Source organism: Lacrimispora sp. (assembly GCF_036758025.1).
Taxonomy (GTDB): Bacteria; Bacillota; Clostridia; order Lachnospirales; family Lachnospiraceae; genus Lacrimispora.
Genome location: NZ_DAIOXM010000011.1, coordinates 91,683 through 104,590, shown reverse-complemented (window position 1 = coordinate 104,590; position 12,908 = coordinate 91,683). Strand labels below are relative to the sequence as shown.

Annotated in this window: 11 protein-coding genes; 1 reads left to right on the top strand and 10 read right to left on the bottom strand. The window is 46.5% G+C overall.

Annotated features, from left to right (window positions below; genetic code table 11):
- Positions 1-1,362, top strand: a complete 1,362-nt coding sequence (locus tag V7M78_RS11255; protein WP_333649505.1) for an NCS2 family permease — start codon at positions 1-3, stop codon at positions 1,360-1,362.
- Positions 1,363-1,423: 61 nt separating this feature from the next.
- On the opposite strand, the gene V7M78_RS11250 is transcribed toward V7M78_RS11255, so the two are convergent.
- The 10 genes from V7M78_RS11250 to V7M78_RS11205 all read right to left on the bottom strand — a co-directional run bounded on the left by V7M78_RS11250 (position 1,424) and on the right by V7M78_RS11205 (position 12,748).
- Positions 1,424-3,304, bottom strand: coding sequence for an ABC-F family ATP-binding cassette domain-containing protein (locus V7M78_RS11250; RefSeq protein ID WP_333649503.1), 1,881 nt, complete (start codon positions 3,302-3,304; stop codon positions 1,424-1,426).
- An 18-nt stretch (positions 3,305-3,322) separates the two neighbouring features.
- On the bottom strand, positions 3,323-4,624 hold the full coding sequence (locus V7M78_RS11245) for a DUF1576 domain-containing protein (RefSeq protein ID WP_333649502.1): 1,302 nt from the start codon (positions 4,622-4,624) through the stop codon (positions 3,323-3,325).
- A 102-nt stretch (positions 4,625-4,726) separates the two neighbouring features.
- The gene (locus V7M78_RS11240; RefSeq protein ID WP_333649500.1) at positions 4,727-5,437 is read right to left on the bottom strand and encodes an ABC transporter ATP-binding protein; all 711 of its coding nucleotides are present in this window, start codon (positions 5,435-5,437) and stop codon (positions 4,727-4,729) included.
- Complete coding sequence (locus tag V7M78_RS11235) at positions 5,430-6,245, bottom strand: ABC transporter ATP-binding protein (RefSeq protein ID WP_333649498.1); 816 nt, start codon at positions 6,243-6,245, stop codon at positions 5,430-5,432. Before V7M78_RS11235 ends, V7M78_RS11240 begins: the two co-directional genes overlap by 8 nt.
- Entirely contained in the window at positions 6,238-7,185 is a 948-nt protein-coding gene (locus V7M78_RS11230; protein ID WP_333649496.1) for a branched-chain amino acid ABC transporter permease, read from the bottom strand. The genes V7M78_RS11235 and V7M78_RS11230 overlap by 8 nt, the downstream gene beginning before the upstream one ends.
- Before the next feature lie 4 nt (positions 7,186-7,189).
- Positions 7,190-8,056, bottom strand: a complete 867-nt coding sequence (locus V7M78_RS11225) for a branched-chain amino acid ABC transporter permease (RefSeq protein WP_333649494.1) — start codon at positions 8,054-8,056, stop codon at positions 7,190-7,192.
- 64 nt (positions 8,057-8,120) lie between these two features.
- Positions 8,121-9,365 (bottom strand): ABC transporter substrate-binding protein, encoded by a 1,245-nt coding sequence (locus tag V7M78_RS11220; RefSeq protein WP_333649492.1) that lies wholly within the window; start codon positions 9,363-9,365, stop codon positions 8,121-8,123.
- A 280-nt stretch (positions 9,366-9,645) separates the two neighbouring features.
- Positions 9,646-10,029: a DUF1667 domain-containing protein gene (locus tag V7M78_RS11215; protein WP_333649490.1), complete on the bottom strand. Its 384-nt coding sequence runs from the start codon at positions 10,027-10,029 to the stop codon at positions 9,646-9,648.
- Entirely contained in the window at positions 10,026-11,288 is a 1,263-nt protein-coding gene (locus V7M78_RS11210; RefSeq protein ID WP_442914646.1) for an NAD(P)/FAD-dependent oxidoreductase, read from the bottom strand. The genes V7M78_RS11215 and V7M78_RS11210 overlap by 4 nt, the downstream gene beginning before the upstream one ends.
- A complete protein-coding gene (locus tag V7M78_RS11205; RefSeq protein ID WP_333649488.1) occupies positions 11,285-12,748 on the bottom strand; it encodes an NAD(P)/FAD-dependent oxidoreductase in 1,464 nt (487 codons plus the stop codon). Before V7M78_RS11205 ends, V7M78_RS11210 begins: the two co-directional genes overlap by 4 nt.
- Positions 12,749-12,908 lie beyond the last annotated feature (160 nt).

Sequence of the window (12,908 nt, the reverse complement as noted above, 5' to 3'; positions counted from 1 at the left end):
ATGGAGAAGTTTTTCAAACTTAGGGAAAATGGGACGAATGTGCCCACGGAAATCATGGCGGGGATTACCACGTTTTTCGCAATGGGGTACATTATCATTGTAAACCCCAACACTCTCAGTCAGGCAGGCATGGAATGGGGAGCCGTGTTCTTAGCCACTATCATCTCGGCAATCATTGGTACTTTAATTATGGCGCTTGTAGCTAACGTTCCTTATGCACAGGCACCGGGTATGGGACTGAACGCATTTTTCGTTTACACAGTTTGTTTTACTTTGAAATTTACATGGCAACAGGCTTTATCAATGGTTTTCATCTGCGGTATGTTGAACATCCTGATTACTGTAACCAAGATTCGTAAGCATATCATTAAAGCGATTCCATCCAGTCTGCAGAACGCAATCAGCGGCGGTATCGGTATCTTTATTGCTTACATAGGTTTCCTTAATGTAGGAGCAATTAATTTCGGTGCAGGAGTTCCTGCCATGACCGATATTACAACAAAATCTCTGGTAGTATTCATTATAGGTCTTGCATTGATTATTGTAATGACTGTAAAGAATGTAAAGGGAAGTATTCTGCTCAGTATTATTATTACAACAATTATCGGAATTCCTATGGGAGTTACCCAGGTAGGTGACAGCGTAAGCTTTACAGAAGCTCTGTCTTCCCTTCCGACTACCTTTGGTGTTATCTTTACCTCTGAAGGACTGGTTTCTTTATTTAACGATATGGGAAAACTTCCTCTCGTATTAATCACTGTTTTCTCTTTCAGCTTGTCTGATACCTTCGATACCATCGGTACCTTTATCGGAACAGGCAGAAGAAGCGGAATCTTCAGTGCAGAAGACGAAGCAGCATTGGAGAATGGAAAAGGATTCTCTTCCAAGATGGATAAGGCATTATTTGCCGATGCAACAGCAACTTCCATCGGAGCTATTATCGGTACTTCCAACACAACCACTTACGTGGAGAGTGCTGCCGGAATCGAGGCAGGCGGACGTACAGGACTTACCTCCGTTGTTACAGCAATTTGTTTTGCTCTCAGTGCATTCCTGGCCGGTTTTGTAAGCGCCATTCCTTCTGTAGCCACAGCACCTGCTCTGATCATTGTAGGATGTATGATGATCTCTTCATTTGCAGAAATTGAGTGGACCAACTTAGAAGAAGCAATTCCAGCATTCTTTGCAGGAATATTTATGGCTCTTTGCTACAGCATTTCCTACGGTATTGCAACTTCCTTCATCTTCTACTGTGTTGTTAAGATTGCAAAGAAGAAAACAAAAGATTTAAGCCCGATTCTTATTGGTTCCAGTATCTTATTTGTACTGAACTTCTTATTACAAGCTATACTTCCTAAATAAAAACCGGATATTGTTATGCAGCAAAAAGGGGCGCTTCGGCGCCCCTTTTCATAAACTGTTTTCATATCCCGTTTTCCACATCATACCATTCCAAACACAGCTCATGCCACTGCTTCCAAGCCCTCTCCCATTCCTCTTTAAGTCTCTCATGCTCCCCTGCCTTTTCCCAAACCGTGATGCCATTCCAAAAGTCCTCTGACTCTCTCCATTCTGCCTCCATGGCTTCCAGCCGCTCCCACAGATCCCCGGTCCTTTCCCTTGCAGGCAGAAGCCGTTCCATCACCAGCCTCAGCTTCCAGTCCAAATAAGCTTCCTCTTCCGGAATCTCCCGCAGCCTGTGGCGTTCTGCCTTTGGAACAGCCCTCATTCCCGCAATCAAAGCCTGCTCCTCTGCCTTGATCTGGGCCGCTATGCTCTCTCCGCTTTCGGCCTTCCTCATCCGTTCCAGATAGTGCTCATACCCAAAGGGATAATAATAAACGGACTGCCCTTCAAAGATCAGCACTGATTCAGCCACACGGCTTAAAAAGTAACGGTCATGGGATACAAACAGCATGGTTCCCTGATAAGCCTTAAATGCGGACTCCAGGGTCTCCTTAGCCCTGATATCCATGTGATTGGTGGGCTCATCCAAAACCAGAAAGTTGGGCTTGCTCTGCAAAAGCTCTGCCAGAACCAGCCTGGACTTCTCCCCTCCTGACAGGGAATCCACCTTTTTCCCCGCATCCTTTCCTCCAAAGAGATAGGCTCCCAGAATGCTTCTCAGCTCCTTTTCCGGCAGAGACGGAAAGAGCTCCCTAAAATGCTCCGCCACACTTTTATCCGAGTGAATCTCTGCGGAGTGCTGGTCAAAATAACCTATGGTGATCTGATTTCCTATGGAATATTCCCCGGAAACAGGCGGAATCAGCCCTGCCACTGTTTTCAAAAATGTGCTCTTTCCCGCTCCATTTGCCCCAAGGATTCCTATTTTCTGTCCTCTCCTGACTCTCATGGTCATTTCCAGAAGAGGCGTGTCATAGCCTATTTTTAAATGCTCTGACTCAAACACCCATTTGCTGCCGGGAAAGGCCGGTTCCAAAGGCAGGTTAAACCGGCTGATATCGTCTTCCTCCGGCTTTGGAATCAATTCAAACCGCTCAATGGCCTTCTTCTTAGACCTGGCAAAAGAAGCCTTGCTGGGCTTGTGCTTAAAGCGCTCAATCACCTCATTTAGCCGTCTGATCTCCTCCTGCTGCCTTTCATAAGCCTTTGTCCTGATCTTAAAAAGCTTCTCCTTCTCCTCCCTATAATGACTGTAATTGCCCGGATACCGGGTCAGCTTCCCTCCTGACAATTCATACACCACGGTCGCGGTCTGATCCAGAAAAAAGCGGTCATGAGACACCATGACCACTGCTTTTTCATATCGCTTCATATATTGCTCCAGCCACTCTGCCGCTTCAATGTCCAGGTGGTTGGTAGGTTCATCAAGGAGCAAAATGTCCGGTTTTAAAAGGAGGTGGCGGATAAGGGCAATCTTCGTCTGCTCTCCTCCGGAAAATTCAGAAATCCTCTTCCTTTTATCCTCTTTGGAAAAGCCCAGACCTGTAAAAAGCCTGTCATATTCCCGTTCATATTCAAACCGCTCCACAGCATAGGGGTCCGGACAGGGGCAGGCTGACAAAATCTCCTCCTCCACAGTCCTGTCCTTATTTAAAAATGCCTGCTGCTCCAAATATCCCACTGTCAGCTTTCTGGAACATACAATTCCCGGGCCTACTCTCTTATCATCCCGGTCCAAATCCAGCTCTCCGGCAATCAGCCTTAAAAGAGTAGTTTTTCCGGCTCCGTTTTTGCCTGTTACCGCAATTTTTTCGCTGCCGTGTATTTCAAAATCAATATGTGACAGAATTAAGTTCCCGCCTGCGGTCACTGTTCCGTCTTTAATCTGATATAGCATGTTCTGTCCTCTGTCTGATTATAATGAGTCGTGAACCTTGGCCCTGGCCTGTCTGTCCCGAATGGATTGGAGCACCGGCACCATAAAGGTTGCAATCAACCCTCCTGCAAATCCGTTGTTGTAAAGATTCATTCCCCCATAGACAATGCCTACATTTAAGGCGGCAGAAGAATGAAGAAATCCGGCTATGATTCCGGCTATAATCCCAAACTCACCGGCAACCGGGGCAAGGGTGGTGGAAAGCAAAAGAGCCAGGATAGCACTGGGGTCCGTAATGGTCCAGTTCTTCACAAGGCCGCCCAGAATCACTCCCACCATGATGGGAAGAATGTTGCGGATGTGTTTACCCGTTGCGCTGAAGCCGACGATGGTTAATATCCCGCCTATGGTAGGCCCGTTTAAATCCCCGCCCACTGCCAAAAGTATGAGGGTGGAAGCAATTCCGTTAACTCCCATATTGAGAAGAGTGGGGGCAAAGCCTTCGCTTTTTACATAGTCAGTTCCGCCGATTCCATAGGTTTTTAGTATCTCCAGATATTTCTTTCCCACATCCTTTGAAATGCAAAAGGAAAACACTGCCATGCCAAAAAACAACAGAAGAAGAAGTATTGCAAAGGCCTTATTCTGCCCTGTATACCAGATCAGCCTGGCTTCTGTTGAGAGGCCAAAAGATTTCATCAGGGATACCACAATGGTAGCAATAATTCCTGAGGAAAATCCCACATTGTAAAGGGAATATCCCTTATGGGCATAATGAGTATGTGTGGACAAGGGAGGGAGAACAAAGCCGATAAACAGCCCCGCAACCAGGCTCAGAAGCAGTCTGATCCCCAAAGGCAAACTGACCACATGCATGATCTGGGTGATGATGGGTGATAAGCAAGTCCCATAAAAACCCACATAAATGTAGCGTGACAAGGAAGTTTTATGATAATAAGAATACAAACAGACGCCCATCATGATGGACCATATATTCAGAATATTCTTTCCGAATAATGAAAATCCAAACATGAGAAAGCATGAAGTTATAGTATGGCCGCTTATCTCCATACCAAGAAAATACACAATTGCAATGCTCAATAAAGTAAGTACACCTGCGTTGATAAATGCGGCTCCTACACCGCCAATGGCAAAATAATCTGTAATCAGGAAATCCGGCTCCCTGACGATCGTAATGATACCCTTCCAGATTCCATCAAACGGCTGCAGCAAGAAGCCTGCAACAATAAAATAAACCGGCACCAGGGCAAGAATCTGAAATTGTGCGCGTCTTGACAGCGTTTCGCAATTTCTGATTTTTAATAAGAGTTGTCCTGTCATGTCGTTCCTCTCTTCTATTTAATTTTTTCTACCAGGATATTTTATCATTTTTAAAAAAGAGGTTCAACACTTTTTTATTGGTTAAACCTCTTTTTTTCTTTGTCAGCCTCCTAAATATGCCTTTCTGATCTCATCGGAATCCATCAGGGTCCTGCTTTCCCCGCTGGCGGCCAGATTGCCCACTTCCAGAACATAAGTCCGGTTTGATATGGACATAGCCATAAAAGCGTTCTGTTCCACAATGGCAATGGGAATGCCCCTTTCCTTATTGATCCGTACAATTACGTCAAACATATCATCTACAATCACCGGCGCAAGGCCAAGACTTGGCTCATCAAGCATTAAAAGCTCAGGATCTGACATCAGCCCTCTTGCAATGGCTAACATCTGCTGCTCCCCTCCTGACATGGAACCGGCCTTTTGTTTCGCCCGTTCCTTTAACCTGGGGAAAATGCCGTACTGTTCTTCCAGACGGCGCTCCATTTCAGCCTTTGACAAGGTTACGGAGTAAGCGCCCATTTCCAGATTTTCCTGAACAGTCATATTAGGAAATATCTCACGGCCCTCCGGCACATAAATGATCTTTTTCCCCACCACCTTATGAGGCGCAAGGCCGATGATGGTCTGCCCGTTGTACTCGATGGTTCCCTTTTTGGGCTTGTTAATGCCCATGATGGTTTTCATCAGGGTGGTCTTTCCCGCTCCGTTGGCTCCGATGATGGACACAATTTCCTTGTCCCCCACCTCCATGGATATGTCAAACAGAGCCTGAACCTTGCCGTAATATACATCAATGCCGTTTACCTTAAGCATTTGCAGCCCCCCTTGCCATGTTCTGCTTATACCGGTCACCCAGATAAGCTTTGATTACCACCGGGTCCTGCTGTATTTGCTCCGGCGTGCCCTCGGCAATCTTAGCGCCGAAATTGATTACCGTAATGTAGTTGCTGATGTTCATAATCACATCCATATTGTGCTCAATGAGGAAAATGTCGATGCCCGAATCAAATACCTTCATCATGATGTTGACAAACTCCACCCGTTCCGAGGGGTTCAGTCCGGCTGCCGGCTCATCCAGAAACAGCAGCTTGGGATCAGACATCAAAGACCTTGCAAGTTCCGTCAGCTTCTGCTTTCCGTAAGGCATGTTGGCCGGATATTCTCCTGCCAGCTCCTTAAGGCCTATGAACTCCAGAACCTCATCGGCTTTTTCATTCATCATCTTTTCTTCCATTGCAGCGGTCTTCATATCAAACAGAAAGGGCAGAAATCCCTGCTTCCGGTCAGCCATATTTCCCATCATCAGGTTTTCCTTTACCGTCATGGACCGGTAAAGCTTTAAGTTCTGAAAGGTCCTGCTGCATCTGGTTCTGGCAATCTCATGGGCGCTCATACCGCTGATCTTTACGCCGTCATGGTAAATCTCACCCTCTGTAAGGGAAAGAAGTCCGGTAATCATGTTGATGGCCGTAGATTTTCCCGCTCCATTGGGGCCGATCAGGGCATGAATGGTCCGCTCCTTCATATCCAGGGACAGATCATTTACAGCAACCAGTCCGGAAAAGCGTTTTGTTACGTGATTCAATGTCAAAATGGATTTTCCTTCCCTGTTATCAGCCATGTTCCTTACCTCCCTTCCTGATCTTAAAGAGTGATACCATTCCGTTAGGCAAAAATACCACAAATAAAAGGGTGATAACTGAAAATACCAACCAATAATAATTTTCCATAAACCGTAAAAATTCCGGCACAAGGGTCACAACAATGGCTCCCAGAACATTTCCCGGCACAGAGCCGATTCCTCCGATTACCAGCATCACAACGTAGTTGATGGAGTATTCCAGGTTATAGGCGCTGGGATTGATAAACCCCACATAATGGGCATAGAGGCTGCCTGCAACAGTAGAATAGACGGCTGCAAGGGTAAATGCCAGTATCTTCACGGAAGAAATGCTGATTCCTCCGGCTTCCACCGCATCAGGATTGTCCTTCACTGCCAGAAACGCCCGCCCCCACTTGGAATGCACGATTCTGTATGCATTGAAAATAAGGATTACCGCCATAACCAGATAGAGATAGTAAATCTCCTTATTGGTCTGGAATTTGTGGCCCAGAATGGAAAATACAGGGATTCCAGTCACTCCCAGGGCGCCTCCCGTAATTCCGGTTAAGTTGGTCATCAGAATTCGGACAATTTCTGAAAAGCCGATGGTGGTGAGAGCCAGGTACACGCCTGATACCCGAAGGGAAGGATATCCAAGTCCCATTCCGATGAGAATTCCCATACAGACTGCTGCAATCATACATATCCAGGGATTGATACCAAGTCTGGTGGCCAGAAGGGAGGAGGTATAGGCTCCCATGGAGAAAATCCCAGCCGTTCCTAAGTTCATCTGTCCTGTAAGGCCCGTAATAAAGTTAAGCCCCACCACAATGATAATATTGATGAGAACCTGTATCATCAGATTCAAGTGATAATTGTTGGAAACAAACATGGGAAGAATGGCCGCCAGAATAATGGCTCCCACTGCAATAACGGCTGAATTTTTATTTATTTTCATACTCCTACCTCCTGTTTCCCAAAATCCCTGACGGACGGATCAGCAGGAATATAATCAGCAGCACAAAGGACAGACAGTCTTTATAGACAGAAGGAATCATCATGCTTCCGAAAATCTCCACAAGTCCCAGAAGAATTCCGCCTACAATGGCTCCCGGAAGATATCCGAAGCCTCCGATAACACCGGAAGCAAATCCCTTTAAGCCGATCATGGAGGACATCTGCAGCTCTACATTGAAAATCGGAATAACCAAAATTCCGATGGTTGCACAGACAATGGCTGAAAGGCCGATGGTAAAAGCAATATTTCTGGACACATTGATCCCCATTAAAGCTGCTGCCGTCTTGTTTTCCGATACACAGCGCATGGCTTTCCCGGTCTTTGTCATCTTGAAAAACAACTGGAGCCCGGCTGTAATCAGGGAACACACTAAGATAATAACCAGATGAGACTTAGAAACCACCACAGAACCAATATGTATAGACCCCCTTAAAAAATTATCCAGAGTAAAGGGAAGAGGTCCCCAGATCAGACGGACAGACTCAATCATGATCCTGCCCAGAATAACGGTTCCGATGACGGCGAACAAATTAGTGGAAAGCCTGCTCAGTGGATTGAAGATCACCAATGCGCTGACAATGCCGAAAAGAAACATGGTAAGTATGGTAAATAAAATTGCCAGTACAGGCGGAAGCCCCAGCCCCAGCACATAAGTACCGGCAAACATATAAGCGCCGAACAGGATAAATTTATCATGGCTGAAATTTAAAAGTCCTGTTGCATTCCAGATAAGGGTATACTCAATACCAACCAGAGCATAAATAAATCCCATGGCAATGCCGGTAATGAGAAGCTGTACAAATACTTGCATAAGCAATGCCTCCTTGTTTCTACACCCGGAAGCAAAGGCCTCCGGGTGTATTCCATGCTTCTTATTATTTATCTAAGGAAACCTTTTTGGATACGGACATATTCTTTTCCCCGTCAAATTCCAGGATGTAAAGGTTGGTATTCATCTCTCCCTGTTCCGAGCAGTTAAGGGTTCCGAATACAGCGGCAAAATCCTTTGTTTCAGAAAGAGCCTTGCGGATATCTTCCGGCTTATCGGAACCGGCGCGTTCAATGGCATCTGCAGCCAGATAAGCTGCGGTATAATACATAGCTGCATAGCGTTCTACTTCTTCTCCCCATCTGGCCTTAAAGTCATCTAAGAATTTCTTCATAACTTCACTGGTCTCATCTGCGTAGAAATCGGTGGAAGCAAAGGTACCTTCCAACTGCTTTGCATCACATAAATCATAAGTCTGAGCCTGGGCCAAAGCATTGGGCCCAACGTGAGGAAGATCTCCCATTCCCAGTTCATCAAGCTGGCGCACAACCAGTGCAGCTTCTGCGTCATGAGAAAAATCAAAGATCACATCCGGTCCCCATCCCTTTAACTTGGAAAGCTGGGAAGTCAAATCCTTATCTCCTGATGTAAAGCCTTCGGAGTAATACTCAACGCCATTTTCCTGGCAATACTGCTTGGTAGCGTTGTCCGCTGCTACGCCATAGTCGTCAGTATCGTAAAGAGCGCCGATTTTCTTTGCGCCGAACTGTTCTTTTGCAAATTCCACCATAGCCGGTCCAACGGAGCCGTCTGATACGGAAATGCGGAAAAGGTATGGGTTCTTTGCATCCAGAAGCTTCGGTGAAGTTGCTGCTGTGATAAAGGGAACTCCTGCTTTGCGGTATAATTCCTGGGTTGCGGAGGCCATAGGTGAGGTGTGAGGCCCAATGGACAGGGAAACGTTATCTCCCAGAATCTTATTCACTGCGTTAACGGCTCCTGTCGGATTTCCCGTATCATCCACCAGCACCATTTCGAGAGGTCTGCCGCCTAAGACTCCCCCGTTTGCATTGATTTCCTCAAATGCCATGGTGATGGCCTGCTTCATGCGAAGGCCGCCTGCTGCCATAGGGCCTGTCACCATGTTGGATACACCTACCTTGATAGGCGCTCCGGTTGCTCCGGACCCTTCCGGGGCCTTTGTCTCTGTTCCCGATGCTGCGGCTGTGCTTGTCCCACCTGCTGCCGCAGCGCCTGTCCCTGATGTGCTGCTGGTCTGGCAGGCTGTCAGAGATGAAACTGCCATGCCCAATGCCAATACCCCGCATAAAACTTTTTTCAACTTCCTCATAATTGAGTCCTCCTTGTAATACATTTTTATAAATATATTGATGCAGCTTTAATATATTTTATCTTAAAATGTATATGCGGGACGAGCCTTATATATGATATGATGAAGACCATTATGTCCCATTTCGGCAGACAAAGTCCGCCATATCTCCGCCGTTCCTGCAGACAAGAGCATATGGAAGAAGAAATTTGCAGATTATACTCCCAGGCAAATACGGAGCACCACATAAAACAGCCGCAAAGCAGAATCTGTTTTGCGGCTGTTAATATTATGCACATATTTAACCTTCATTGGCTGAGACTTCTTTTGTCACGATCACATCAGAATCATAGCCCAGTATATTTTTTATAACAACAGTTCCTGAAGCCACCGGAGCCGTCAGGCTGTATTTCTTTATCTCTGCCACAGCATCTAAAATCCGGTCTTTTGGTATGGGGTTTGTGAGGCGGACGCTGGCAAGGGGCAGAACTCCTCCTTTTACCAGAACCGAAGTGGCGATGCTGCGTCTTGGATCTGTCAGCTCCTGTTTTACATAAATCGCTCCCCTGGAACAGAGAGCGCCGTCTATGGAGCAAATCTCATACTTCCCGTCCTCCCCGGCTTTTATTTCCGTTCTTATCTCACAGCCATTGGGACAGACGATACAGGTAAATTCCCTTGTCATTTTACACACACCTCCAGATCATAACCAGGCAGCAGCTTTTCAGAAGAAACCGTCAAACGGATCATCTCCGCCGGTATGGCTTTTTTCATTTTCTTTGCAGCAATTTCCACTCCGTTTTGCATCACTGCAATCCGACAGTCTTTAAAGGGCTTTCTCACCCTCAGGGACAGGGTAACGTCTCTCTTTCCGCTGATCCTTTGAGGAACTGTGTAGCCGATATTCCGATCCGTACTGATTTGTATTTCCGCCCGTTCCAGACTGCCTTTTTTCAAATATTCTGCCGCTGATTCAGCCAGACGTTCCGCTTCCATTGACACAAAATCCACCAGGTCGTGAACGTGAAGAACATTTCCCGCTGCAAAAATCCCTTCCACACCGGTCTGGAAATGTTCGTCTACCAAAGCTCCTCTGGTTCTTCCATCCAAAGAAACTCCTGCATCCAGGGACAATTCATTTTCCGGAATCAGTCCCACCGAAAGGATGAGGGTATCACAGGAATATTCTTTTTCTGTGCCTGGAATGGGAACCATATTTTCATCCACCTGGGAAACCGTAACTCCCGTAAGCCGTTCTTTTCCATGAATGGCAGTTACAGAATGGCTTAAATACAGGGGGATATGGTAATCATTCAGACACTGCTCCAAATTTCTCGGCAAACCGCTGGGATATGACTGGATTTCAATCACTGCCTGAACATGGGCTCCTTCCAGAGTCAGGCGGCGGGCCATAATCATTCCGATATCACCGGAGCCCAGTATGACCACTTCTTTGGCAGGCATGATGTTATACAGGTTCATGTAAGCCTGGGCAACTCCTGCCGTAAACACTCCGGCAGGCCGCTCACCGGGAATTCCAATGGCCCCTCTGGTCCGCTCCCGGCATCCCATAGTCAGGATGACCGCTTTTGCACGCCACTGTCTCATCCCTTCTCTTGTGGCTGCCGTCACCAGTTTGTCGTTGGTAATGTCAAGGACTGCGGCATCTGTTATGTAAGGAATTTGAAGCTCTTTGATCTCATCTATAAAACGCTGGGCATATTCCGGGCCGCTTAAAGCTTCTTTAAAACGGGTCAAACCGAATCCATCGTGAATGCACTGGCGCAGAATGCCTCCAAGGTGCTTTTCCCGCTCAATAATCAAAAGCTTTGTGATCCCTTTCCTGTAAAGCTCTGCCGCTGCTGCTAATCCGGCAGGCCCTCCGCCTACGATGATAACATCCATTTCCTCTGCCTGAATCCCTCTCACCTCTGTTCCCATCATTCCACCTCCTGACGCACTTTTCCATAAAACATAAACGAACCTTTTCTGGAATACTGGATCTGGCTTTCTTTCTTACCCAGCTCCTCTTCCAATAACTGGGCAATGCGCATCTGGCAATAGCCGCCCTGGCACCGCCCCATCATAGAACGGGTTCTGTATTTGATTCCGGTCATGGTATCAACTCCCAGGGGATTGTGGATTGCCTGGAGAATTTCCGCTTTGGTCACCTTTTCACAGCGGCAGATCACCTCGCCGTAATCAGGGTTTTCCAAAATTTTACTGTTCTGCTCTTCCATACTCAGTTCTGCAAAACGGTCAATTCCCTTGCGGATAGGATTAAAGGAGGGATTCTCTGTCAGCTTTTCTCTCTCTGCCATCAGGCTGATGGCGTAACGGGCGATGGGAACTGCCGCTGTTAAGCCGGGAGATTCAATCCCTATTAAATTAATGGCACAGGGAGCGATTTCATCCTGAATCTCTATCTTAAAATCCTGAATGGTTCCGTTTTCATCCACCCATTTGGGAAGAATTCCGGAATAATTGCGGATGTAATCACTCTTGTGAATGCAGGGCCATAAGTCAGACGCACTCTCTGCCAGATAGTCCATATTTTCCGATGAAACGCCGTAATATGTAAAATTATCCGTAAGATCCGCATTGGGCCCTACAATTACATTGCCGTGTGTGGTGTTGGTCACATGAATTCCCATGTAAGTATTGCTGGGAACCGGATATACGGGCATGGGAAGCAGGGGGCCGGTCCTCTTATCCAGAATAATGTAATCTCCCTTGGAACCTATGATCTTATATCCCTTCAGCCCTAAAAGCTCTGATATCTTCCCGCAGCCCAAACCTGCGCTGTTTACCACCCAGCGGGTGTGAAACTCTTTTCTCGAAGCAGTTATGACGTAATGGCCTTCTTCATCCCGCTTGATATCCGTAACTTCATGATCGAAAAAATAATCCACTCCATTGGCGCAGGCATTTTCAGCCAGGGCAATGGTATAATGAAAGGGATCCACAATACCGCTGTCAGGCGAATACATGGCAAATTCCCCATTTACTGCAGGCACAAGCTCATGAAGCCGCTTTTTGTCCACCAGCTCCAGAGTTGTTACGCCGTTGGCAGCTCCCTGCTTCATGGTTCTTTCAAGGGTTTCCATATCTTCCGGTGTATTTCCCACCAGCACCTTGCCGCAGCGGTCAAAAGCAAAATCCAGTTCACTGGCAAGTCGTCCCATGATTTTATTTCCTTCCAGGCACAGCTTTGCTTTCAGAGAACCGGTATCATAGGCAAATCCTCCGTGTACCACCCCCGAATTGCGTCCGCTGGTTTCGCAACATACATCCAGATTCTTTTCTAAAACGCCTATTTTCAAGCTGTATCTGGACATTTCTCTGGCAATGGCGCTTCCTACCACTCCGCCGCCCACAATTAATACATCATATAATTGTTTCAATTTCTTTAACCTCCTGAAAAAAATATACACTAGACAGATTGTATTCGTCCTATAAATATATTTTATTTTTACCATATTCACCGTTGTAAGTCAAGAAAAATTACAAAAACAGGCTTTATTCATCCTACGAATAAAGCCTGTTTTCATTTCCCGCATAATT

Bases quoted from the DNA above. Each gene is read 5' to 3' on its own strand.
- V7M78_RS11255 (WP_333649505.1), top strand. From the start codon at position 1: ATGGAGAAGTTTTTCAAACTTAGGGAAAATGGGACGAATGTGCCCACG.
- V7M78_RS11250 (WP_333649503.1), bottom strand. From the start codon at position 3,304: ATGCTATATCAGATTAAAGACGGAACAGTGACCGCAGGCGGGAACTTA.
- V7M78_RS11245 (WP_333649502.1), bottom strand. From the start codon at position 4,624: ATGACAGGACAACTCTTATTAAAAATCAGAAATTGCGAAACGCTGTCA.
- V7M78_RS11240 (WP_333649500.1), bottom strand. From the start codon at position 5,437: ATGCTTAAGGTAAACGGCATTGATGTATATTACGGCAAGGTTCAGGCT.
- V7M78_RS11235 (WP_333649498.1), bottom strand. From the start codon at position 6,245: ATGGCTGATAACAGGGAAGGAAAATCCATTTTGACATTGAATCACGTA.
- V7M78_RS11230 (WP_333649496.1), bottom strand. From the start codon at position 7,185: ATGAAAATAAATAAAAATTCAGCCGTTATTGCAGTGGGAGCCATTATT.
- V7M78_RS11225 (WP_333649494.1), bottom strand. From the start codon at position 8,056: ATGCAAGTATTTGTACAGCTTCTCATTACCGGCATTGCCATGGGATTT.
- V7M78_RS11220 (WP_333649492.1), bottom strand. From the start codon at position 9,365: ATGAGGAAGTTGAAAAAAGTTTTATGCGGGGTATTGGCATTGGGCATG.
- V7M78_RS11215 (WP_333649490.1), bottom strand. From the start codon at position 10,029: ATGACAAGGGAATTTACCTGTATCGTCTGTCCCAATGGCTGTGAGATA.
- V7M78_RS11210 (WP_442914646.1), bottom strand. From the start codon at position 11,288: ATGATGGGAACAGAGGTGAGAGGGATTCAGGCAGAGGAAATGGATGTT.